Origin of the sequence: Bacteroides sp. CAG:633 (assembly GCF_000435115.1) — a bacterium.
Classification (GTDB): domain Bacteria; phylum Bacteroidota; class Bacteroidia; order Bacteroidales; family Bacteroidaceae; genus Bacteroides; species Bacteroides ndongoniae.
Genome location: NZ_FR883121.1, coordinates 1218 through 25136 on the forward strand (window position 1 = coordinate 1218; position 23919 = coordinate 25136).

Below are 23919 nucleotides of genomic sequence, written 5' to 3' on the forward strand. Positions count from 1 at the left end.
CCCTGTACGTACCCGCCGGCAAGCACACCATCGAGATGCGCTTCGACCCGCAAAGCCTGCACGTGACCGAAGGTATTGCCTACGGAGCCTTCATTCTGCTGCTGATAGGAGTGATCGCCGTCGTATGGATGGAACGGAGAAAATGTGCAAAGGAAGCTTAAATCATAATAGACAGAAAACCGCCCCTACCTTCACAGGTAAGGGCGGCCGAAGTCAATAATACATGAAAAAACGCTATTTAGAGAGAGTCTCTTCTTTTTGTTTCAAATAGATTACAAGATTCAGATTTTATCTTTCTGGGGAGCCTCTGCATTGTTGTGCGGTCTACGAGGCGGTTTCTGTTCATCCCGCATTTTCTGCCACTTGGCAAACTGCTCTTCAGTCAGAATTTTCTTCAGTTTCTTTTCTTTGCTGGCAGCAGCTTTCTGCAATTCTTCAGCAGAATCTTTAGCCATGTGAGGCATTCCCGGACCGCCCATCGGTGGACGGCCACCACCCATATCAGGCATCATTCCACCTTCGCCTATCGGCATTGGCGGACGTTCGCCGTTCATATCGGGCATAGCTCCCATTGGCGGACGCATTCCTGCCAACCGGGTCGAAAAGATTTTTTTCTGCTCCTTCAGGTTCAGTTTATACACCTTCTTATATTGTTTGTCGGTCAGTTGCAGTTCTTTCTGCATTTGATCTGTAATCCGTTGGGCAGCCTTTTCAGGTGAGGGAACTTCGCGCGGAAGTTCTTTTTGTTCTGCTCTCGGTTCGGGCTCTTGTGCCTGCAACTGAACTGCACCGCATGTTAGGCAAACAGCCAGTAACCATAATGAAGCATATCTTTTCATAAGCTTTTCGTTTTAATCCGATGCAAATGTAAATGATTCAACGAGACTGCAAAAATCGAATCTACTAATTGGCGAGTTTTATCGACTAATTGAATAATCTTGTGTCCTGAAACAACATTCGTATGAAGAGAAATTTCTGATTCTACACCTTCTTATATTAAGAAACACACAGCCTGTCACTACAAACATGAACCTGCTTTCCCGACGAAGGCCGGCTGCTATCAGAGCAATATTAAGGAAATCCGCAGCTTATCTTAAGGTTATTCCATGAAAATTCCGTAACTTTGCTTTCTAATCTACAAAAAAGAATCAATCGTAAAGAATACATATATGGAAACTACCCGTCAGAATAAAATAGCCCGACTGCTGCAAAAGGAACTGAGTGACATTTTCCTGTTGCAGACCAAGTCTATGCACGGTACGCTGGTTTCGGTCAGCACCGTACGTATCAGCCCGGATATGAGCGTGGCACGTGCCTACCTCAGCGTATTTCCTTCGGAAAAGGCCGACGAAATAGTCAAGAATATCAATGCAAATATGAAGTCCATCCGCTATGAACTGGGTACACGTGTGCGCCACCAGCTACGTATCATTCCGGAACTGAAGTTCTTCATTGACGATTCATTGGACTATCTGGAAAGAATAGACGAACTCCTGAAACAGTGAATCTGCCCTTCTACATAGCCCGCCGCTACCTCTTCTCGAAGAAGAAGCACAATGCCATCAACATCATTTCTGCTGTGTCGGTATGTGGAGTGGCATTGGCCACTTTGGCATTGGTATGCACCCTGTCTGTCTTCAATGGGTTTCAGGACATGGTAGCGGGATTCTTCACCGCTTTCGATCCGGAACTGAAAATTACCGTTCGCGAAGGCAAAGTGTTCGATCCGCATGAATCGCATGTGGCACAGATACATGCTATGCCCGAAATAGAAGTATGGACCGAAACACTGGAAGAGAATGCCATGGTACAATACAAGGACCGACAGACAATGGCTGTCATCAAGGGAGTGGAAGACAACTTCGAACAACTGACTGCTATTGACAGTCTGTTGTATGGTACCGGAAAGTTCGTACTGAACGATTCGGTGGTCGATTATGGCATTTTGGGTGTGGAACTGATGTCCGAACTGGGTACCGGCATCCAGTTTGTAGACCCGTTGCAAGTATATGCTCCCAAACGGAATGCACGAGTCAACATGGCCAACCCTGCCGCCTCGTTCAACAGCGACTATCTGTTCTCGCCGGGAGCTGTGTTTATAGTCAACCAGCAGAAATACGATGCGCGCTACATACTTACATCGCTTGGCTTTGCCCGCTGTCTGTTTGATTATGACACCGAAGTGTCGGCCATCGAAATCAAGTTGAAGCCCGGCAGCAATATCGATGCCGTCGAAAAGAAAATGGAAGAGATACTCGGCGAACGGTTTGTAGTGCAGAACCGTTACGAGCAGCAGGCCGATGTTTTCCGCATTATGGAAATCGAGAAATTCATATCCTATCTGTTCCTGACTTTTATTCTGGCCATTGCCTGTTTCAATGTCATCGGTTCTCTGTCGATGCTGATACTGGACAAGCGTGACGATGTGGAAACACTGCGCAATCTGGGTGCCGGTGATCAGTTGATAACACGCATATTCCTGTTCGAAGGACGAATGATATCTGTCTTCGGTGCAAGTATGGGAATTGTTTTAGGATTGCTGCTTTGCTTTCTGCAACAAAAGTTCGGACTCATTTCATTGGGTGGAGGAAACGGTAGCTTTGTAGTCGATGCCTATCCGGTCAGCGTACACCTGACGGATGTATTGCTTGTTTTTGTTACCGTCATTGCGGTTGGCTTCCTGTCGGTATGGTATCCGGTGAAGTATCTTAGCCGTCGGTTGTTGTCGGTTACTTCTTCCGAATGATAGTCAACCCGTCACGCAACGGGAGAATTACCTTTTCTACACGGCTGTCGGCTGCTACCAAATCATTGAACTCCTTGATGCGGATAGTTTGCAGGTCGGAAGCATGCGGATGCTCTTCGAGTACATGTCCGTCCCACAACGTATTGTCGGCTATGATGTAACCACCGTCGGAAAGGCGCGGAAGCACCATTTCGTAATAGTCGATGTATTTGCGCTTGTCCCCATCGATAAAAGCCAGATCGAATGTTATATCTAATTCGGGAACCAGCTTCAACGCATCGCCTATATAGAATTTTATTTTGTCAGCATACGGCGATCCTTCCAGCCAGGGACGTGTAAAGTCCTCCTGTTCGTCGTTGATTTCGAAGGTATGAAGCATTCCTCCTTCGGGCAGGCCTTCGGCCATACAAAGAGCGGAGTAACCGCTATATGTTCCTATCTCCAGTACTTGTCGGGGACGTATCATTCGTACAAACATCTTCAGCATTCTGCCCTGCAGATGGCCCGATGCCATGCGCGGATAAAGCAGTTTCAGATGCGTATCCCGATAGAGAGCGCGAAGATAATCGCCTTCATCATCAATGTGCTGTAGGATGTATTCGTCTAACGACATGGACATAGAAATGAAAAATTAATAGTTAATAATTAAAGTTTCGGAGTCAGCCTTTCCTTGGAATGTAAGAAAGCTATAGAAGTTATCACTCCGCTGTATTCCGTTAGAAGTTAAAGCCAATAGACTTGTAAAAAGAAAAGTGGAATAACAGATCTATTGGCTTTTAACTCCCAAGTTCGCTCAAAGCGGGTGATAACTTCTTTAACTTCTGTGAGTTTAACTTCGTCGATTTTCAATTCGGTAAAACCGAAACTTTAGAAGTTTATAAATACCGGTTGCAATTAGGCAATACGCTTTCGTTGGCGTGCTTCAAGGCGTCTTCTACTACGTTGATTTCCAAGAAGGAAGTCTGCGTACCGGCCTTTCCGCTGCTCAGATATCCCACCATGTCGGTAGGTTGCAGACGGCCCTCCTGCAACAGGCGACGCAAAGCGGCAAAATAATATTCCTGACCGTTGGCCAGTTCGGGCATATAGATCGCTTCTACACCGTAGGACAGAGCCAGATGGCGCATGGTCTTCTCCTTATAGCAGATGGCCAGTACCGGATACTTACCACGGAAAGCAGCCAGATTGCGTGCTGTACGTCCGCTGTAGCTGTCGGTAATGATGGCGCGGATTTTCAGCTTTGTAGTGGCTTTTACCGCCTGCTTGGCAAGGAAAGCTGTCACGTCGTTGCTGTTTTCGTCGAGCGGTATACGGATGTCGTTATCGGGCAGTTTGTCTTTTTCGGCCTGTGCAGCAACTTTCGTCATGGTCTTTACAGCTTCTACCGGATATTTGCCGTATGCTGTCTCGCCACTCAGCATCAAGGCATCGGTGCGGTAGTAGATGGCATTGGCGATGTCTGTTACCTCGGCACGTGTAGGACGTGGATTATTGATCATGGTGTGAAGCATCTGAGTTGCTACAATTACCGGTTTCTTGGCCAGGATACACTTGCGTATCAATATGCGCTGGATACCCGGTATACGTTCCTGCGGCACTTCGATGCCCAAGTCGCCACGGGCAATCATCACACCATCGGCTACTTCCAGAATCTCATCAATGTTGTCAACCCCTTCCTGATTCTCTATTTTGGCAATGATCCGAATGTCGCTGCCGTGAGCATCCAGAATTTCCTTGATGTCAAGTACATCCTGTTTGTTGCGGACGAAGGAGTGAGCAATGAAATCTATATCTTTCTCGATGGCATAGAGAATGTTATTGCGGTCCTTTTCTGTCAACGAAGGCAAGTTGATGCGTACACCCGGCACATTGACGCTCTTACGGCTTCCTAAACTTGCCTCGTTTTGCACTTCACACAACAGATAGTCATCGCATTTTTCGATAACAGCCAGTTCCAGATCACCGTCGTCAATCAGTATTTGTCCGCCTACGTTCAGATCACGGACGAAATCGGGATAAGAAACGGAAATGCACTCGCGTGTAGTTTCCTGTTCGGGGCGGCCTACTACCTTCACACGGTCACCTACCTTGAATGAAATTGGTTCGGCCAATACAGTAGTACGCACTTCGGGGCCTTTTGTGTCCATCAAAATGGCGATTCGGTTAGACACTGTCCGTACATTGTTTATCAGCTTTTCAGCTCCTTCACGACCCAGGTGAGCTGTATTCATACGCACCACGTTCATGCCGGCTTCGAACAACTGTTTTATAAAATCTACTTCACAACGCTGGTCCGAAATGGTTGCTACGATTTTAGTCTGCTTCAATAACATAATCTATATACCTATTTATTAGTAATGATTTAAATTCGTAATTTGTCTTTTATTTCAGTTTCTTCCACCTCTTCGAGAGTGCTCATGGATTCTCGGCTCTTCTTTTTTCAAGAGGAGTCGGAGGGGATGAATCAATGGTTTAGCAAGGCTTCTAATGCCAGACGATAGGAATCGAGGCCAAAGCCCAGAATGACTCCTTTACATGCACAAGAGATCATGGACGTATGACGGAAAGTCTCACGGGCATGTACGTTGGATATATGTACCTCGATGACTGGAGAAGTAACCGCACGAATAGCGTCCTGCAGAGCAATCGACGTATGAGTATAGGCACCTGCGTTTAGAATAATGCCATCTACATCGAATCCAGTTTCCTGAATCTTATCAATCAACTCTCCCTCAATGTTCGACTGGAAATAGTCAATCTGCACATCCGCATATCGGGAACGAAGTCCGGCAAGGTAATCTTCAAAAGTAACGCTACCGTAGATAGTCGGTTCGCGCTTGCCCAAAAGATTTATATTCGGGCCATTAATTATTTGTATCCTCATAACACAATTTTTTATACCTTTGTCTCCACAATGATTGTTCATTCTGAGTGCAAAGGTAGGAAAAAGAAATGAAATCGGAAGTAAAATCAGCGAATAAGGACAGGCAAACGCTGATAATCAGCAAATATAAGCAATACTTGAGACTGGAGAAATCGCTTTCGGCCAACACTTATGATGCTTACCTGAGCGATTTGGAAAAGTTGCTGCATTTTACTGAAAGTGAACAGATTGGAATAGATGACATTACGCTGGACGACCTGCAGAGATTTGCAGCCGGACTGCACGACATTGGCATCCATCCCCGCTCGCAGGCGCGCATCATTTCGGGCATCCGTTCGTTTTTTCACTTTCTGGCGTTGTCCGACTTCCGCAAAGATGATCCCAGCGAACTGCTGGAGGGACCGAAAATAGGATTCAAACTGCCCGAAGTGCTGTCGGTCGAAGAAATCGATGCCATTATCGGCGCCATCGACCTCAGTAAGGACGAAGGACAACGCAATCGCGCCATACTGGAAACACTCTACAGTTGCGGACTTCGTGTATCAGAACTGTGTAACCTGAAGTTGTCGGATCTCTATTTCAAGGAAGGCTTCATCAAAGTAGAAGGAAAGGGCAACAAGCAACGGCTGGTACCCATTTCGTCACGCGCCATCAAAGAAATTGAAAATTGGTTTATCGACCGCAACACCCGCTGGAAAATCAAAAAGGATTTTGAAGATTATGTCTTTCTGGCGCGATGGGGAAAAAACATATCACGTATCATGATTTTTCATCTGATCAAAGAGCTGGCCGAGAAAGCCGGTATCACCAAAAACATCAGTCCGCACACCTTTCGGCATTCGTTTGCGACTCATCTGCTGGAAGGCGGAGCAAACTTGCGCGCCATCCAATGCATGTTGGGGCACGAGTCAATCGCAACAACAGAAATCTACACTCACATCGACCGCAATATGCTAAGAAGTGAAATCATAGAGCATCATCCACGCAATATCAAGTACCGAGAGAGCAAGAATTTCATTAAATTATAATAAATCTGCCCAATCTATTAACAAAATGTCTTAAGAATTAATATCTTTGCCTTGTATATGCCCGTGGGAGCAGAGTACAATAACAAAAGAATAGACAAATTTCAATTACAAACAATTAATTTATACCTAAAATGACTAAGAAACTGTATTTGCCGCTGTTAGTGGCATTAGTTGCTGTCCTCACATCGTGTGGAAGCAAAATGGGAGAGTTGTCATCAGATTACTTTACCGTAACACCTCAAGTTTTGGAAGCTGTAGGAGGCAAAGTACCTGCTACCATTAACGGTAAGTTCCCCGAGAAGTATTTCAACAAGAAAGCCGTTGTAGAAGTAACTCCGGTTTTGAAATGGGAAGGTGGCGAGGCTAAAGGCCAGTCTGCCGTATTCCAAGGTGAAAAAGTTGAAGGTAACGAACAGACTATTTCCTACAAGATGGGTGGTAGCTACACAATGAAGACTTCTTTCGACTATGTTCCCGAAATGGCTAAATCAGAACTTTATCTGGAATTCAAAGCTACTATCGGTAAAAAGACAGTTGAAATCCCTGCCGTTAAGATTGCCGACGGTGTAATCTCTACTTCTGAAATGGTTGAGCAGACTTTGGGTAGCGCCACTCCGGCTTTGGGTGCTGACGCATTCCAACGTGTTATCAAAGAAAAGCACGATGCACAGATCATGTTCTTGATCCAACAAGCTAACGTACGTGCCAGCGAGCTGAAGACTGCCAAGGAATTCAACGAAGAAGTTAAGAATGTCAGCGAAGCTGCTAACAAGAAGATCAGCAACATCGAAATCTCTGCTTATGCTTCTCCCGATGGTGGTTACGATCTGAACAAGGGTCTGGCCGAAAACCGTCAGGACAACACTGCTAAGGTTATCAACAAGAACCTGAAGAAAGACAAAATTGAAGCTACTGTAGATACTAAGTATACTGCACAGGACTGGGAAGGTTTCCAGGAACTGGTTTCTAAATCCAACATCCAGGATAAGGAACTGATTCTCCGCGTTCTGTCTATGTATCAGGATCCTGAACAAAGAGAGCAGGAAATCAAGAACATCTCTTCTGTTTACAAGACTTTGGCTGACGAAGTTCTTCCGCAACTGCGTCGTTCTCGTCTGACTTTGAACTACGAAGTTATCGGTAAGTCTGACGAAGAAATCTCTAAGCTGGCTGAAAGCGATGCTAAACAGCTGAACCTCGAAGAACTGCTGTACGCTGCTACACTGACTAACGATGCTGCAAAGAAAGAAGCTATCTATACAAAAGCTACTCAGAACTTCCCGAACGACTACCGCGCATACAACAACCTCGGTAAGCTGGCTTACCAGGCAGGTAACCTTGACAAGGCTGAAAACTACTTCAAGAAAGCCGCTTCTATCAAGGACGCTCCTGAAGTGAACATGAACCTTGGTCTGATCGCTCTGAACAAGGGTGATAAGGCTGCTGCTGAATCTTATCTGGGCAAGGCTGCCGGTGCTGAAGAACTGAACGAAGCTCTGGGTAACCTTTACATCGCTCAAGGTCAGTATGACAAGGCTGTTAACGCATTCGGCGATATCAAGACTAACAGCGCCGCTCTGGCACAGATCCTGGCTAAGGACTACAACAAGGCTAAGAACACACTGGCTGGCGTAGCTACTCCGGATGCTTACACTGACTACCTGATGGCAGTACTGGGTGCAAGAACCAACAATACTTCTATGGTAACAAGCAGCTTGAAGAACGCTGTAGCAAAGAACCCGGCATTGGCTAAGAAAGCCGCTTCTGACCTGGAATTTGCTAAGTACTTCACAAACGCTGACTTCATGAACATTATCAAATAAGAAAGGTTTAGCTGGTGAGTTTATAAGTTCGCTTGTTAAAGCAACAACTCAATAACTCCAAACTAAATAACAATAAAGAAGTTGCCCGGCATACGAAATTATGTCGGGCAACTTTTTTTTATATCCGGCAAAAGAAGTACATTCGCAGCAAGTATCAGAAGAAACATCATAATGAAGAAAATCAACCTCGTATACACACTGCTTTTCATCCTCGCGGCTTGCGGCGGAAAAACAACCGTAACGACCACCATCAGTGGCGAAATCAAGGGACTGGGCAATGACACCCTTTACCTCTTTGGTGCCGATCCCATTTACGATGGGATGGACACGCTGCCCGTAAAGGAGGGTAAGTTTTCGGCCGAACTGTCGGTCGACACACTGGTAACAGCTTATCTGCTCTTTGACGACGGAACCAGATACCCGATATTCATTGGCAAAGGCAATTCCATACTAATAAAAGGAAACGTCTCCGACCCAACTTTACTGGAAGTGACCGGCAACACCGCCAACGATGAGCTGACCGCTTACCAGAAAGATCTGAAAGGACTGGGCAAACCGTCTGAAAGGGCGTTGCAGGAAAAGGCGGAAGCCTTCATTACGACGCATCCGTCATCGCTGGTCAGTGTCTACCTGCTGGAAAAGTATTTCGTAAAGACAGCGCAGCCCGATCTGCGACGTATCGAACGTCTGATAAACAGCCTGACCGGTGAGCTGAAAGACCGTCCTACGGTGGACCAGCTGGCCAAGCAAATCCTGGAGGAAGAGAAAACCGATGTCGGTAAAACAATTCCTTACTTCAAGCTGCCCGACACCGAAGGAAAAGAAACCACCCGTACCGACTTCAAGGATCAGTACATCCTGATACACTTCTGGGCATCGTGGGATTCGCTCAGCATGAAGCAGAACGAGATGTACAAGCGTATCTATAAGAAAGAACAGAAGAACAAGAATTTCGCCCTGCTGGGCATCTCGCTCGACACCGACCGGAAGGCATGGCTGGATGCCATCAAGCAGGATACGCTGAAGTGGAAACAAGTATGCGACCTCGACGGATGGCACTCTACATTCATCGGCCAGGTATCGCTACACAGCCTGCCCGCCAACATCCTTGTCAGCCCCTCGGCACGAATCGAAGGAAAAGACCTCGACGAAGACGCCATCAAGCAAAAGCTGGAGGACATCGAGCAGGAAGCCAAAGAAAAGAAAGCCCGGGAGCGGAGAAGGAGATAATCCGCTACCGCCACCTGGCAACCCTTGGGGAAAGTTCCCCTTATAACCATTACCTTACTCTAATACCGAACAAGCACCATGCTAATTAAAGTCTACGGAGCAGCCGTACAAGGCATTGACGCTACCCTTATCACCATCGAAGTAAACAGTTCGCGAGGCTGCATGCTCTACCTCGTCGGACTGCCCGACTCTGCCGTCAAGGAGAGTCAGCAACGCATCCGTTCGGCCTTGCAGGTCAACGGTTACCGCATGCCCACGTCCACCATCACCATCAACATGGCCCCTGCCGACATACGCAAGGAAGGTTCGGCCTACGACCTCCCGCTGGCCATCGGCATGCTGGGAGCTACCGAAGTCGTACACCCCGACAAGCTGGAAGAATATCTGCTGATGGGCGAACTCAGCCTTGACGGAAGTCTGCAACCCATCAAGGGCGCACTTCCCATCGCCATCAAGGCGCGCGAACTGGGCTTCAAAGGTTTGATTCTGCCTCGCCAGAACGCACGCGAAGCAGCTGTGGTGAACAAGCTCAACGTGTACGGCGTGGAAAACATCAAGGAAGTGGTGGAATTCTTCAACGGGGAGCGCGAGCTTGAAGCCACCATCGTAAACACCCGTGAGGAGTTTTATGCCCAGCAGACTATGACCGACCTCGATTTTGCCGACGTCAAAGGGCAGGAGAACGTGAAGCGTGCCCTCGAAGTGGCAGCGGCTGGCGGGCACAACATTCTTCTGATCGGTGCTCCCGGCAGTGGAAAGTCCATGCTGGCCAAGCGACTGCCGTCCATCTTGCCTCCGTTGTCGCTGGGCGAGAGTCTGGAAACTACCAAGATACATTCTGTAGCGGGAAAGTTGGGCAAGGACGGTGGACTGATAACCAAACGTCCCTTCCGCGACCCGCACCATACCATTTCGACCGTGGCTATGACGGGTGGCGGCACTTTCCCCCAGCCAGGCGAAATCAGTCTGGCGCATAACGGTGTCCTCTTCCTCGACGAGTTGCCCGAGTTCAATCGCAACGTGCTCGAAGTGTTGCGCCAGCCGCTCGAAGACCGCAAAATCAGCATCTCGCGCGTGAAGTGCAACATCGATTATCCCGCCAGCTTCATGCTTGTGGCCAGTATGAACCCTTGCCCGTGCGGCTACTACAACCATCCCACCAAAGCCTGCGTATGTACGCCCGGCCAGGTGCAGAAATACCTGAACCGTATCTCGGGTCCGCTGCTCGACCGCATCGACCTGCAGATTGAAGTCATCCCCGTACCCTTCGAAAAGATGTCCGACGCCCGCCCCGGCGAAGCCAGCGCCGTCATTCGCGAACGGGTGATACGTGCCCGTCAGATTCAGGAACAGCGCTACGCCTCCATCCCCGGTGTCTACTGCAACGCCCAGATGACCAGCCGCCTGCTTTCGCTCTATGCCCGCCCCGACGACCGTGGTCTGGCTTTGCTGAAGAACGCCATGAATCGCCTTAACCTCTCGGCCCGCGCTTACGACCGCATCCTAAAGGTATCGCGTACCATTGCCGACCTCGAAGGCAGCGAACATATCCAACCCGCTCATTTGGCCGAGGCCATCGGCTATCGTAACCTGGATCGTGAGGACTGGGCTGGCTGAGATGTAGGACACTTGCATTTCATTTATACGACACAAGTGTGGCTCGCGAGAGACACTTGCACCTTGTACGGCTCGCGAGAGACACTTGCACGGCTCGCGAGCCATACAAGTGTTGTTCAGCGGGGTTGCTAATGAAAACCTGTGGGGTTGTCAGTGAGAACCTCAGGGGTTGTTGGTGGAAACCTGTGGAGTTGTTCGTGAAAACCTGTGGGGTTGTTGGTGAAAACCTGTGGGGTTGTTTGCGAAAACTCGTGGAGTTATTCGTTATCCCCTTTCGGCTAAAGAGGATGTTTGCGTGCGTAAAGTGTTACTTGATGGACGTAAAGTGCCACTTTACAGACGCTGAAACCTATGTTGGCAGGGTAGAAGTCTACTGTTTGGGAGGTGTTTCCCCGTTTTGCCTTCACGCTTTCACTTTTCTCTTTTTTCGGCTGAAAAACAGGTAAATAGGGTGAAAGATGAGGTTTTACGCCCGGTTCACCGTTCGTTTTACGCGTGTCGCATGTTTCACCGTAATGCGTTCATTGCGAGATTGTTGTGGTGAAATTTCGCTGGAAAATTACTTTATAGGTGTGAAACTTGCCTCTGCGCTCACCTTTCATTATCTTTAGATAAGATAGAATTCGGTTCGGCATAGTCAAAAACTGAAAACTTTGTTTTCTTTTTGCCTCTGCGCTCACCTTTCGCTATCTTTGCCCCCAAATAATATCTATCATTAAGGTTTTAAAATATAAGCAGCAATGAAGAAGATACCCAGTTTTACTATCGACCACATCCGCCTGTTGCGTGGCATCTACGTATCGCGCAAGGACGAGGTGAACGGTGAAGTGATCACCACTTTCGATATCCGTATGAAGGAACCCAACCGCGAGCCGGCTCTCGGCCAGGGTGCCCTGCACACCATCGAGCATCTGGCAGCCACCTACCTGCGCAACAATCCGCAGTGGCAGGACCGCATCATCTATTGGGGACCTATGGGATGCCTGACCGGAAACTATCTGTTGATGCGTGGCGACCTGCAACCCGAGGACATCGTGCCGCTGATGCAGGAAACCTTCCGCTTTGTAGCCGAATACGAAGGCGAAGTGCCCGGTGCTGCTCCGCAGGATTGTGGCAACTATCTGCTGCACGACCTGCCCATGGCCCGTTGGGAGTCGGCCAAATATCTGCATGAGGTACTGGAGCACATGACCGAAGCCAACATGCGTTATCCCGAGAAAGACTGACCGGGACAGCAGAGAGAACGGCATAAGAAAACGGTCACCAACTGTTGCCGCAGGATGTAAAATCCGGGCGGGGCAGTTGGTGGCCGTTGTTTTTATAATATAAATGTCAGACTGGCTTCGTGTATGCTTCTTATTCGATGTAGTTCGGTGTGAACTGGAAGTCGGAAGCACCCTTCGTAGTCGTGAAGTCTGTACCGGTATAGTCTTTCGGCCCCGGCATGAACAAGGCGTGTTGCAGGATGTATCTTACACGTTCCTTCTGCTGCTCGCTGAAGCTGTTGGCATCGGAGATGGCATAGTCCATAATATTGGTAGAGCGGAACTCCTCACCGGTCTGACTGTTGGTGCGCATCACGTATGTCTGATAGGCTTCGGACGACTTGGATGTGATGGCAGGATTATAGGTCAGATAGCTTGTCAGCTTGTTGTCGTATTGGAACTTATTGTAAGGCGGTGTATCTGTACAATAGTCAGTATCCAGGCTGGTATTCGTATTGCCGTTATTCAGCTGGTTGAAAGCATGATATAGGCCCAAGAAGTGTCCCAGCTCGTGTGCCAGCGTTACGCCTATGTCCGAAACAGAGTATGCTTCGTCGTTGTTGGTCAGGTCGTAGATGTACTTATTGTTGATACACACACACTGCGGATAGGGATTCTCGTTCAGGTCTGCTCCCTTCAAGGCAGTACTGATGCCTTCCATTTGATATGGTTCGGGCAGCCACGGGAATTGTGAGATACCCAGAATCTGACTGTCTTCGAAGTTGTAGAGCATGATGTTGATATATTTGTTTGTATCCCACAGTAATGCCTTGTATTTCGGCTCGCCGCTACCCATGAAGGCGCTGCAGTCCATTGTGGTATATTGCCATTTTTCGCGGCTAACACCCGGTTCCTCCAGGCGGTTGCCTTCAGGATCTTCCGTAGCCATGACAAACTCCAGATTCAGATCCACACCGCATTCACGATAGTATTGGTTGACGCGATCCATCACTTTCTGCAGGTGTCCTGCCTCTACGTAGTGCTGGGTGTTGTTGGCGTTCCAGTAGAGTACGTGGAAGACGACAGGCAGTTTGTAGTGGTGGTTGGCACTATAGGTGTAGGCTTCTTGCTCAATAAGGATGGACTGATTGATACCCTCTTCGTTGGTCAGGGTGATCGTACCCGTACGTTTGTCCTGATTCAGGTTTTCGTCCACGGTCAGCGTCAGCAGGGTTTGCGATTCGTTTACCTGCCATTCTACCCATGCTGGTGCGGCCGATACGGTCCATGCGCTGGTACTTGTTACGGTTATTTCGAACTGACTGCCTTCGATTTCGGCAGTCAGTTCGGTTTCATCTATTGTTAGCGCCGGCGTTACATCGTCGTTGGAGCAGCTGAAGCACAAGGCCATTGTGATCAGCAGGAACAGATATTTCAGTTTCATGTTTTGTCAGTTTGTTGGTTTATTCATATTCGAATGCTACAGACTTGTTTACACCGCAACTGATAACGTTGTCCACAGTATAACGCGAACCGCTTGCGTTGCGCGATACGATGATGAGTACACGTACGTTGGACAGATTTTCGATGTCCATACTGTTCAGGTCGAACTCGTGTACGAACATCTGTGTTTCGCCTGCCTGGCACTCTTCTTTACCGCCCAGGTTGCCACCTGTGATGGGGCTGGTTGATGAGATGCAGCGCAGTACGTTGCTGTGATGGGTGAAGTCGTAGGTTTCTTCCAACGACGGGTAACCGTTCATCTGTCCTTTGGCATAGATGTCGTCTTCTACCACCCAGGCAGATACACGGTATTTTCCGGTTTGGCCTACCTTGACAGAAGCTGTAACGCTGAGGCTGCCCGATGTTTCTGTGCCCGATACAGCGGCACTGATGCCGGTGCTGGCTGCTGTTTTCAGTTGTTCCTGAGCTTCAGACTGAATACGTCCGCATACGCTGGCTGGAGAATCAGAGCCAAAGATACCCATGATTTCGCTACTTGATTGCAGGTTGAAGAGCAGTGCCGGGATGCCGGAGTTGGAGATACCTGTTTCTTTCAGTACAGAGTTGCTATAAGTGGAAATCATATCGTCGCCCGACATAACGCCGTGTGCGGCAGCCACTACAGTACTTTTGTATTCCTCGGTTTTCTCGTATTCAGTCAGTCCGGCAATCATCATCGGACAGTAAGTACAGCCAAGGCTTGTGCCTTGCAGGGCAAGGATGTGGTGTTTGAATCCGTCGAACTTGGCAGGTTGCGGATCGGCAGGTAGTTCAAGCATCCCTCCGATTACGGTAACAGTGATTGTGGTCGACATTTCGCCGTTGTAGCTGGCAAAGAAAGAGTATTCACCAGTAGTGGTCGAAGTAAATGTTGTGCCGCTGAACTGTTCGAAGGAGCTTCCTTTCTTCTGGTAGATGGCAGCCTGGTCTGTAACATCTTTGTCACCTTTCAATACGGTGAAGACGGCGGCGTCTGTTCCGTTGTTCTCGATGTAGGTGGCGGATGCTTTGAGCGTCAGTGTGCCCTCGCCATTGCCTTCGTCTGTTGGATCGTCCGATCCCGAGTTGCCTGTACATGCGGCGGTGAATGCCAGAATGAACAGACAGGTCAGTAAATTCCAGTATTTTTTCATAATGTTCTTTTGCTTTTAATTAAAATGAAGTGGTTAATGTCAAGTTGGCTCCTGTATAGGCAGGGGTGTATCGGCATACGCCTCCCGAGCATACATATCCGGCGCGGTTGCGTCCGTAGCTCAGTTGCAGGCGTGTGTTCTTTTGCGTGTAGCTGACGGAGCCGCTGTAGTAGTGCACTTTGGTAGTGCCTAGGTTGTACATGTCGCTCACCGAAAAACTCCAGCGGGGCGCAAGGCTGAACTCAACCAGTCCGGCCACCCAGTCTTTCTCGTAATCCTGTGAGTAGAGGTATTGCACTTCGGCACGGAGCGACTTTTTGCGGTCGAACTTGTAGAGACCGTCCAGTACAACGATGTTCGATGCGTAAGTTACGTCATCCATTCCGTGTGTGGGACTCCATTCCTGTACCGAGACAAGCAGGGTGGTCTTGAACTGTTTGTTCCACTGACGTTCAACGTCGCCGTTGATGTCGCGCCACAGCAGTCTCGATTTTTTGGTAACAGCTTTGTCCGAGTAGAACATGGAAGCGTTGGCGTGGAAGTTCCAGTACTGGCTGCGGTCTTTCTTGTTGCGCAGGGAGTAGTAGATGTCCACCTGTCCGCCCCGTTCGCCTTCGCCGTTACTCTGGTAGGGATTCAGGTTGGCCAGCATGTAAGTATATTGACGGGTCAGTGCGGGCAGATAGTTCAGAATGTTTCCTGTACCGTTACCGGTGTACGACAGTTTAGTGCTCATGTATTTCAGTTCGCGATAGGTGGCCAGTACGGAAAATCCCTTATGGCTGTAACCCAGTTCGGCAAGCAGTCCGTGTCCCTGGTCGGTGGTACCTATCAATGCGGGCGAAATATCGTTGCTTTTGCCTACGTATTCTACGCGGGCGTTGAGGCCTTTCCAGTCGAAGTTGGCACGTGCTGAATACATGTTTACGTTGGGGCGTGCGACGCCGGCCATTTCATCGGGCACTTCTTCGTTGCGGTTTACCAAGCTACCTTCGATGCTGAAGAATGTTTCTGTCCAGCCGGTCAGGTTGTCGATGGACAAGCTCAAGTCACCGCCTCGTACCCAGGAGTCGGCGTAGTCGGTATACAGGCGCGGACGTCCGTAGAGTCCCTTTACGGTGATATAGTTCTTATAGTTGTACGAACCATACACACCCTCGATGGAGTTGTTGATACCCAGTGTGCGGTCTTCGAAACTACGGAATACCATTCCCGAACCAAACTGTTCGAAAATGTCTCCGGCCCGGAAGGAAAAGTTATCGTCCTGCCAGTTTACATATTTGATACCTAGAATAGCTTTCTTGTCACCATAGACACCAATGTCGTATCCCTGTAAGGCAGGCAGATAGCCTTCCAACTGAACCCCAGCACTGAATTTGCCTTGAGTATAGTCCAGCTTCAGGTAATTGTTGCTTCCGAAGTGGTCTTCCGGATAAACGCTGTTTTCCGATCCGAGTTTGTTGTCTTTTACGTAGTAGATGCTGTTTGATTCGAGGCTTCCGCTCAGGTGTCCTTTACTTTGGGCAGACAGTTCGGGCGTGGCAGCACAGGCTGACAGCAGTAGAAATAGCAGATGTTTTTTCATTGTTTGGCGATTGCTTTAAGTTGCTCTAACAATTCGTATTCACTACCCGGCGTATAGCCAGTGTGCGAATAAACGATTTTTCCGTTACCGTCGATAACGAAGGTATGTGGTGTAAGGGTTACGTTCATGGCACGCTTCAGATCTTGGTTCTTGTCAAACAGACAGATGAAATTCCAGTCGTAGCCCTGAGCCATGGAGCGGGCACGTGCTGTGAAGCGGCTGTCGTCGATGGAGACGGCAATGACGTTGAAGTCTACTTCTTCTCTCCATTCGTCCAGAAGTTCGTTCAGGGTGTTCAGTTCGGTCAGGCAAGGTTTGCAGGTGACACCCCAGAAGGAAACGATGGCAGGCTTGCCACCAAGAATCTTTTGTGTATTGACTTGTTCCCCTTTTTCGTTTTCTACCTTGACGTCGGGCCATACAGATTGTGCAGAAGCTGAAACGGCCAGCAACAAGAAGAGGAATAATGAGCAGATAAATGATTTATTCATAGTTGGAGAATGTTGAAAAGAGGGGGAGTGTGTCATAGTGAACCGTAAATCTTTGTAAGCCAGTATATACCAGCCTTTCACGATTGTTCTGACACACTTCCTCTCTTTATTCTTGTGTGAAATTGCAAATTACTTATTGATATTTTTCATCAGATTATCTGTTGAAAAAACAGTGCCTTTGACACATGTCTTACGTACAAAGTCGAACGGAGTACGAGTTCTGCGGAAGTAGTTGCCTTTGTGAGCCGAAACTTCAGGTACATTGATTGCAGTAACGCTGCGGCTGATGGCTTTTTGCATTTCTGCATCAGTTGCACGTGTCAGAACGATACCGTTTTCGGTTGACGGGAAACTCCATGACGGGTATCCGGGCATATATTCAACAGCAAATCCGGGACTGTAGAACAGACCTTCCTGTTCAACGGGTTTGATAGTGATGGTGTTCATGTCTTCGGATATCTCAACAGGGAATTCTGTCGTGTAGTAATTTCCTGCATTCTCCTTATTGTAGGCACAAAGTACCAATGGAGTAGACCAATCAGCTACAGGGTCAACATAGCGAATATAATCTAAGCCATTCTCTGCATAACGGGTAGTGATAATGGATACGCTGTCATTATCGTTTTGATCCTTTGCAATCTTCAGGAACAGTTTCGGTCCATAGTCGCGGAACAGTTCTTCGGTGCTGTATGCCGAATATTGTGTAGATTGGAACAGATCCCAAGAGTTGGCAAAAGCTGCGTCACGTTGGTCATAACTGAATCCGGTAGCAACCAGACAGTTCTGGTCTTTGTACTTCTTTGTATAGTAAGTAGCGTATTCTTTGTATTCCTCGAAACTGTTTTCAACGATTTTTTCTGCTTCTTCCTGAGTCTTACCTGTTGCAATGAAGTAGTTTACCAATTCTTCTTTTACATCAGCAGGTAAAGTGGTAACTTGTTCGGGGCTTGCGGAGATGGTAACAGGCATTTCAATTGTTTCTGTATTGAATACATTAGTCATCTTGGCTATCCAGTTTCCTTGTAGTTTACTGAACAGTGCACTGTTAACGGGAGCTTCAGGAATCAGAGCGGCTGATGTGGCACGACAACCTTCTTCCTGATAGAACAGTTTGGTCTTTTCATCTTCATTGTACGATTCCAAAACAAGCCAGCTTTCTGTTTCGTCAATAGAACTGAAGTACATGTCATAACCTTCGCTGCTGTTTATTGCACTTATTATTTGTGCATCGTTTTCGGTGATTCCGTACATAGACAGCATGTTTGCGATGTTTTCCTCTAAGTCGTCACCTTCCAAACCATTTAAGGTCGGATACCAATCTTTGGTGTAGTTGCATAAATACTTGATGGCAGCACAGTCGCCGTTGGGAGCCTTGATGTTGAAAGCTACCTTATAAGGATCTTCAAGAGTTAGCGGAGTGATGGTCAGTTCTACTGCAGGTTGATCCGATTCTATGGCTTTAATGCCTTCTACTTTATGGAAGCTTTGTACAGTTCCGTCTGCTTTATAGACAGCAGTGATGTACAAAGAATAAGTAACTCCTTTCTCAATAGGATAGGAAACTTGGCGTACTCCGTCAAAAATATCTCCCCAAATCAGTGCGGAAGCTTGGAGGCCGTCTTCACCACCGATGCTTTTTAAGTACAGTTCTTTGTCTTGATCAGCAAGAAATACAACGGCATACTGCAGAATGTCATCAGACGGAGTGAAAGTAACAACAGCTGTTTGTTCTGTCAATCGGTCGATATTGACGTTTACGTTGCCATTGCCTGTTTGAGCTTGCTGGGTGAAAAATACGGTTTTTGCATATTTTCCGTTGAATTTTACATTTTCACTTGAAGGTTGCTCTTCTGTGTATTCTTTGACATTGGGTAATGTGGAGAGGAGTACTCCCGGATCGTCTGGATAGTCTTCGCCTTGCAGGCGTTCTACAAATTCATCGGTATTTCCGTCTTTGTCGCATTCGCTGACAAAGAGTACGTATGCGGTACCCGGATGTACTGTATAAGTAAACAGATCTGGTTCGTAATCACTTTCGTTTAAAGCTCCGGCATAAGCATTGGCTCCATTTTCGATTGTGATAGTTTGTGAACCTTTAAAGCGTGGTTGTTTGGCTCCACCATTATATATGGTCCAGTCAACATCGTTTCTTCCGAAGTTTTCTATATAAGTAATATATTCGTCGTAAGGAACATAGCTTAAAGTATAGTAAGTTTCTTCGGAAGCTTCTATGTGGAATGTCGTCGAGAACATATCAGCTTTTACAATAGTCACCATTTGTGAATAATTGGGGGTTGTGATGACTTGTGAAAGAATCTTGTACTCGTTTCCTACTTTGAAAATAAAGAATACGGTATAGGTCTTGTTCCCTTCCAGTCCGGTAACGGTAACTTGTGCGGTTTCTCCGGTTACGGCTGTTATCGTTCCGTTTTCCTGTGCCTCTGCATAGACGATTACAGGATCTGGTTCGGTGGCGTTGCTGCCTTCTACTGTTTTGTAAACGAATGATTCTGCACCTTTAGTTTTTAGATTGAAAGTAGCAGAAGTGGCGAATATAGCATCAGAAGCAGGAGTTTCTACTTCGATTACTGTAGTGTCGCCATTGTTGGAGTCGTCATCAGAACAACTCCACATTCCGCAGGCCAGCGCGAAAAAGCCTATCAGGAATGAACATAGATACAATTTTCTCATAAAATTAAGTTTGTTAGTTTAATTTGTAAATAAATATGGTCATAGTAAAAACGCATACTATTTGGCAGGAATGTAAACCCCTGTAATAGCTGCGATGTATGTACAGACGTTTTCTCTTGCTATGTGTTTTGTTGTAAATAGCAATTGTCTGAAGGTCTTTTTGAAATACGCAAAGAATTCAAAAAAACACTTTTTTAAATTTGGTATCTGTTGAATTAAAAAGGAGGAACAGGTGACAACATGAAGTTGTTAGGAAGGATGGGATTGCGGTATAAATTTTGTCCTGCTTCTTTGCGTGTTATTTGTTGTTTATTGAAGGCATAATTGGTTGTTGCTAATGTATAACAGCAAATTGCTTGCGACAAGATTCCTTTTGCAGTCAACATGTTTTTTTCTTAATTAATTGTTAATTTTATGCGTGTTTCTGATTTTGTCGGCAAATATAGGCATTATTTCTGATTAACGATGATAAATCAGAACTTATTTTAATATAAACTACATTTTTTGCTTACAGAACGTTATTTGATTCGTGTAAATAATATGATTTTGTATATTTTTTGCAGATTTATTGAATAAATGGAAACGTAGGAATAATTTTCTAACTGAAAATTATTTTGAATGTGAGTTTCTTCTTTCTTATTATTTAATATATTGATAACTAGTGTATTGATATTTCCTTTTTTCTTGAATCTATGTTTAATAATGAATTGTAGAGTATGTATTAATTATTGTTAATTAACAAGGTGTACAGGTATTCAAAAAGGAGGAAATCGAAACCTGTTTTTTTGCTGTTTCAAATTTCCTCCTGATAATTGTAATTTCAATATGTGCTTTTAGATAATTTCGATACCCTGTTCCTTACAGAGCTGGAGTCCCAGGTCTTTTAATTTGAATTTCTGGATTTTACCACTGCCGGTCATGGGGAACTCCTTGACGAAGAAGATATATTTAGGAATCTTGTAACGCGAGATTTTGCCGATACAGAAGTCGCGTACATCGCTTTCGTGTAAGTCTGCTCCTTCGTGCAGAATGATGAAAGCTCCTACGGCTTCACCGTATTTCTTCGAGGGGATACCTGCTACCTGTACGTCTTTCACACCCGGAAGCTGGTAAAGGAATTCTTCGATTTCGCGCGGATAGATGTTTTCGCCACCGCGGATAATCATGTCTTTGATGCGGCCCGTGATGCGGTAGTTTCCGTCTTCGTCTTTCACACCCAAATCGCCCGAGTGTAAGAAACCGTTCTTGTCTATTACTTCGGCCGTTGCTTCTGGGTTCTTATAATATCCTTTCATGGTGTTATAACCACGGTTACACATTTCGCCTTGTACGCCTACGGGGCACTCTTCGCCTGTTTCGGGGTCGATGACACGCACTTCGGTGTGTTCGAAGTCGCGGCCTACGGTGTTGCAGCGTACTTCGAACGAGTCGTCGATGCGGGTGGCGGTCATGCCGGGCGCTGCTTCTGTCAGTCCGTATACGCTGGTTACCTTCATAAACATCTTTTCTTCTACCTGTTTCATCAGTTCTACAGGGCAGAGAGAGCCGGCCATGATGCCCGTACGCAGACTTGACATGTCGAACAGGTTGAACATCGGATGATTCAGTTCGGCAATGAACATGGTAGGCACGCCGTAAAGGGCCGTACAGCGCTCTTTATGAATGGAAGCCAGTACGACAAGCGGATCGAAACGTTCTACCATCACTTCAGTACATCCGTGCGTAAGACAGTTCATGGTGGCCAGTACCACACCGAAGCAATGGAACAGAGGTACGCAGACACAAAGTTTATCATCGGCAGTAAACTTCATGTGCTCTCCTGTCAGGAAACCGTTGTTGGTTATGTTGTAATGGGTCAGCATTACGCCTTTTGGGAAACCGGTGGTTCCACTGGTGTATTGCATGTTTACGACATCGTGGCAGGTTACCTGTGCCTTTAACTCATTGAGCCGGTCGTCGGCCACGTTGTTGCCCAACAACAGAATTTCAGATGTGTTGTACATACCCCGGTGCTTTTCCTGCCCTACATAGATAACGTTTTTCATGTATGGGAAGCGTTCGCTTTTCAAGTGACCTCGCTGGCAAGTTCTCAGTTCGGGGAGCATCTGATAAGTCATCTGCACGAAATCACTGTCTTTCTCGCCGTTGACAATGCACAGGGTGTGCATATCCGAGTTCTGGCAGAGGTATTCCAATTCGGCTTGTTTATAATTGGTATTTACGGTAACGTAGACGGCTCCTATCTTGGCACAGGCATATAACAATGTGAGCCAGTCGGGCACATTGGCGGCCCAGATGCCCACGTGAGTACCACGTTCTACACCGATGGCGATGAGACCTTTGGCCATGTCGTCAACACGGCGGTTGAACTGGCTCCAGGTGAAGCGGAGATTTCGGTCGGAATAAACGATGTATTCTTTGTCGGGTATTGTTTCGGCCCAATGTTCCAGCCATTGGCCGAGGGTACGTTCGTATAACATAAGCGTTTTTCTTTATTCGTTTTTCATTTATAAGTATTTCGTTTTTTCATTATTGAGCTTATAAACATCTGTTTATAGACTTAAAGATTACTTATTTAATATGTATCTGTCAGTATGAGTTGTTTTTTCCCAATGTGCAGTTCTGCTTGTGGGTGTTGTCGGGAGGGTGAAGTCCATAAAGCGGTGTAGTTCCCGTTTTTGCTTGGAGCTATTTTGTAGATGCCAGGAGTAAGGACTTCTACGATTGTTTTGTCCGGCAACTTCAGAGTGGCAGGGCGACTGGTTGCCATCCAGCAGGTTCCGTTTTCGAGTACAACAGCCTGCAATGAGCGGTCGTTATGCAGCACACGGATGGAATGGCGATCGAAGAGGGCAGTCTGCCGACGGTCGGAATCGGGTAATATCAGGTATTGGTAAGAAGCATTCTTTGGCGCTGTTCCGTGATTCAGGCAGAGCTGTATGACTTCGCCGCTTACGTTTTCGCGAGGATACATCTGCATGATATCGTGCCACTGTCCTGTACGTTTTTCGGTTGTAGCTGTTACATTCAGTTTTTCGTTCCAGGCGATGTAACCTGTGTGATGATGGAAATAGCGTACTTCGCTGGTCTGATTTTGGGTATCGCTTCCTGTTAAGACTTGCCAATTGCCATCGGGGCTCAAGAAATATAAGTTATCGCGTTTGTAGCATTGCTCAATAGCGGTAGTTACGGCCAAAGTGCTGTCGGCCTCTATCCCTGCTCCGAGGCATAGTATATAGTTGTCGGTGAAAATCCATGCTTTTCGCCCTTGTAGTCCGGCACGGTTCAAGTCCATGACAGTCATTCCCTGTTGTCCGTCTGATAGACCGCCTACAAAGTCTGCGTTATTGCGCGGGCGGTTGCCTTTGACCACTGGTATAGGAGCATCGCTTTCGAAGGCGGTGACACCTGGCAGCTTCCGCCAATCCCACAAAGGAAAAATGTCGAGGTATTCGTGTCCGTCGGTGTACACATAAGTGGCTCCGTCGGCCGAATAGAAACCTTTCATATTGTCACCGTTCAGTGTTTCTGTGCCGATGACTTTGTTCGAAGCCATTTTTACGGTGGCCATCCATGTAGGGCGGCGGTGTACGGTATAGTTGGAACAGAAAAAGTGTTTATTCCCAATCAGATCATTTCTTGAATGAAGTTGGAAATTCTCATTGCACAAAGCGCGGGCGGTGCTGTTGCATGATTCGGACATGCCTCCTCCCAGTTCGGTCGCCGCAAAAGCGGTAGAAAGACCTTTGTGGGTTTGTCCTTCACGGAAAAATTGTCTGCCCAGTGCGCTGATGTCCATTTGGCCTTTCCACAATATCCAGCGATATCCTTTATCAATAAGCTGACGAAGGATTTCCAGTTGTTCATCGCTAAAGGCCATTGAAGTTCCGGCAAAAACGCCTGAGTAGAAACTCATGCTTGCCAGAAAAGCCAGTCCGTAATTGCCGAACTGCTGTTGCGTGCCATGCTGGTGGAAACTCCAG

At 47.1% G+C, this 23919-nt stretch carries 18 protein-coding genes; 7 read left to right on the forward strand and 11 right to left on the reverse strand.

The window, feature by feature from the left end; genetic code table 11:
- Positions 1-281: 281 nt before the first annotated feature.
- On the reverse strand, positions 282-839 hold the full coding sequence (locus QVP67_RS12105; RefSeq protein WP_022163825.1) for a DUF4890 domain-containing protein: 558 nt from the start codon (positions 837-839) through the stop codon (positions 282-284).
- 330 nt (positions 840-1169) lie between these two features.
- Here QVP67_RS12105 and rbfA point away from each other — a divergent pair, with 330 nt between their 5' ends.
- The gene (rbfA, locus tag QVP67_RS12110; RefSeq protein ID WP_022163826.1) at positions 1170-1505 is read left to right on the forward strand and encodes a 30S ribosome-binding factor RbfA; all 336 of its coding nucleotides are present in this window, start codon (positions 1170-1172) and stop codon (positions 1503-1505) included.
- Entirely contained in the window at positions 1502-2746 is a 1245-nt protein-coding gene (locus tag QVP67_RS12115) for an FtsX-like permease family protein (protein WP_022163827.1), read from the forward strand. Before rbfA ends, QVP67_RS12115 begins: the two co-directional genes overlap by 4 nt.
- Here the strand turns inward: QVP67_RS12115 and QVP67_RS12120 are convergent.
- From QVP67_RS12120 to aroQ, 3 genes are all read right to left on the reverse strand, one after another.
- Complete coding sequence (locus tag QVP67_RS12120) at positions 2730-3359, reverse strand: O-methyltransferase (RefSeq protein ID WP_071148544.1); 630 nt, start codon at positions 3357-3359, stop codon at positions 2730-2732. The two genes, QVP67_RS12115 and QVP67_RS12120, sit on opposite strands and share 17 nt — an antisense overlap.
- 262 nt (positions 3360-3621) lie before the next feature.
- On the reverse strand, positions 3622-5079 hold the full coding sequence (pyk, locus tag QVP67_RS12125) for a pyruvate kinase (protein WP_022163829.1): 1458 nt from the start codon (positions 5077-5079) through the stop codon (positions 3622-3624).
- A gap of 131 nt (positions 5080-5210) precedes the next feature.
- Positions 5211-5630, reverse strand: coding sequence for a type II 3-dehydroquinate dehydratase (aroQ, locus tag QVP67_RS12130; protein WP_022163830.1), 420 nt, complete (start codon positions 5628-5630; stop codon positions 5211-5213).
- 68 nt (positions 5631-5698) lie between these two features.
- Here aroQ and xerD point away from each other — a divergent pair, with 68 nt between their 5' ends.
- The 5 genes from xerD to QVP67_RS12155 all read left to right on the forward strand — a co-directional run bounded on the left by xerD (position 5699) and on the right by QVP67_RS12155 (position 12554).
- Positions 5699-6658, forward strand: a complete 960-nt coding sequence (gene xerD / locus QVP67_RS12135) for a site-specific tyrosine recombinase XerD (RefSeq protein ID WP_022163831.1) — start codon at positions 5699-5701, stop codon at positions 6656-6658.
- Positions 6659-6789: 131 nt separating this feature from the next.
- Positions 6790-8481, forward strand: a complete 1692-nt coding sequence (locus QVP67_RS12140) for a tetratricopeptide repeat protein (protein ID WP_022163832.1) — start codon at positions 6790-6792, stop codon at positions 8479-8481.
- Between the two features lie 171 nt (positions 8482-8652).
- Complete coding sequence (locus QVP67_RS12145) at positions 8653-9711, forward strand: DUF4369 domain-containing protein (protein WP_288180171.1); 1059 nt, start codon at positions 8653-8655, stop codon at positions 9709-9711.
- Between the two features lie 78 nt (positions 9712-9789).
- A complete protein-coding gene (locus QVP67_RS12150) occupies positions 9790-11328 on the forward strand; it encodes a YifB family Mg chelatase-like AAA ATPase (protein ID WP_022163834.1) in 1539 nt (512 codons plus the stop codon).
- A 740-nt stretch (positions 11329-12068) separates the two neighbouring features.
- Positions 12069-12554 carry an S-ribosylhomocysteine lyase gene (locus tag QVP67_RS12155; RefSeq protein ID WP_022163836.1) on the forward strand — a complete coding sequence of 162 codons (486 nt, stop codon included), beginning with the start codon at positions 12069-12071 and terminating at the stop codon, positions 12552-12554.
- Between the two features lie 130 nt (positions 12555-12684).
- On the opposite strand, the gene QVP67_RS12160 is transcribed toward QVP67_RS12155, so the two are convergent.
- The 7 genes from QVP67_RS12160 to QVP67_RS12190 form a co-directional block, all read right to left on the reverse strand.
- Positions 12685-13977 (reverse strand): zinc-dependent metalloproteinase lipoprotein, encoded by a 1293-nt coding sequence (locus tag QVP67_RS12160; protein WP_022163837.1) that lies wholly within the window; start codon positions 13975-13977, stop codon positions 12685-12687.
- Between the two features lie 19 nt (positions 13978-13996).
- Entirely contained in the window at positions 13997-15169 is a 1173-nt protein-coding gene (locus QVP67_RS12165) for an Omp28-related outer membrane protein (RefSeq protein ID WP_022163838.1), read from the reverse strand.
- Between the two features lie 19 nt (positions 15170-15188).
- On the reverse strand, positions 15189-16754 hold the full coding sequence (locus tag QVP67_RS12170; RefSeq protein WP_022163839.1) for a DUF6029 family protein: 1566 nt from the start codon (positions 16752-16754) through the stop codon (positions 15189-15191).
- Positions 16751-17245: a TlpA family protein disulfide reductase gene (locus QVP67_RS12175; RefSeq protein ID WP_071148084.1), complete on the reverse strand. Its 495-nt coding sequence runs from the start codon at positions 17243-17245 to the stop codon at positions 16751-16753. Before QVP67_RS12175 ends, QVP67_RS12170 begins: the two co-directional genes overlap by 4 nt.
- A 129-nt stretch (positions 17246-17374) precedes the next feature.
- Complete coding sequence (locus QVP67_RS12180) at positions 17375-19936, reverse strand: hypothetical protein (protein WP_022163841.1); 2562 nt, start codon at positions 19934-19936, stop codon at positions 17375-17377.
- An 833-nt stretch (positions 19937-20769) separates the two neighbouring features.
- Positions 20770-22416 (reverse strand): AMP-binding protein, encoded by a 1647-nt coding sequence (locus tag QVP67_RS12185; protein ID WP_022163843.1) that lies wholly within the window; start codon positions 22414-22416, stop codon positions 20770-20772.
- Between the two features lie 95 nt (positions 22417-22511).
- Positions 22512-23919, reverse strand: a 1408-nt coding sequence (locus QVP67_RS12190) for a polysaccharide lyase family 8 super-sandwich domain-containing protein (protein ID WP_288180172.1), incomplete at its 5' end; no start/stop codon positions are given.

Coding starts and splice junctions, on each gene's coding strand:
- QVP67_RS12165 (WP_022163838.1), bottom strand. CDS start 15,169: ATGAAAAAATACTGGAATTTACTGACCTGTCTGTTCATTCTGGCATTC.
- QVP67_RS12160 (WP_022163837.1), bottom strand. CDS start 13,977: ATGAAACTGAAATATCTGTTCCTGCTGATCACAATGGCCTTGTGCTTC.
- QVP67_RS12185 (WP_022163843.1), bottom strand. CDS start 22,416: ATGTTATACGAACGTACCCTCGGCCAATGGCTGGAACATTGGGCCGAA.
- QVP67_RS12175 (WP_071148084.1), bottom strand. CDS start 17,245: ATGAATAAATCATTTATCTGCTCATTATTCCTCTTCTTGTTGCTGGCC.
- QVP67_RS12155 (WP_022163836.1), top strand. CDS start 12,069: ATGAAGAAGATACCCAGTTTTACTATCGACCACATCCGCCTGTTGCGT.
- QVP67_RS12180 (WP_022163841.1), bottom strand. CDS start 19,936: ATGAGAAAATTGTATCTATGTTCATTCCTGATAGGCTTTTTCGCGCTG.
- QVP67_RS12145 (WP_288180171.1), top strand. CDS start 8,653: ATGAAGAAAATCAACCTCGTATACACACTGCTTTTCATCCTCGCGGCT.
- rbfA (WP_022163826.1), top strand. CDS start 1,170: ATGGAAACTACCCGTCAGAATAAAATAGCCCGACTGCTGCAAAAGGAA.
- QVP67_RS12105 (WP_022163825.1), bottom strand. CDS start 839: ATGAAAAGATATGCTTCATTATGGTTACTGGCTGTTTGCCTAACATGC.
- pyk (WP_022163829.1), bottom strand. CDS start 5,079: ATGTTATTGAAGCAGACTAAAATCGTAGCAACCATTTCGGACCAGCGT.
- QVP67_RS12170 (WP_022163839.1), bottom strand. CDS start 16,754: ATGAAAAAACATCTGCTATTTCTACTGCTGTCAGCCTGTGCTGCCACG.
- QVP67_RS12120 (WP_071148544.1), bottom strand. CDS start 3,359: ATGTCGTTAGACGAATACATCCTACAGCACATTGATGATGAAGGCGAT.
- QVP67_RS12150 (WP_022163834.1), top strand. CDS start 9,790: ATGCTAATTAAAGTCTACGGAGCAGCCGTACAAGGCATTGACGCTACC.
- xerD (WP_022163831.1), top strand. CDS start 5,699: ATGAAATCGGAAGTAAAATCAGCGAATAAGGACAGGCAAACGCTGATA.
- QVP67_RS12140 (WP_022163832.1), top strand. CDS start 6,790: ATGACTAAGAAACTGTATTTGCCGCTGTTAGTGGCATTAGTTGCTGTC.
- aroQ (WP_022163830.1), bottom strand. CDS start 5,630: ATGAGGATACAAATAATTAATGGCCCGAATATAAATCTTTTGGGCAAG.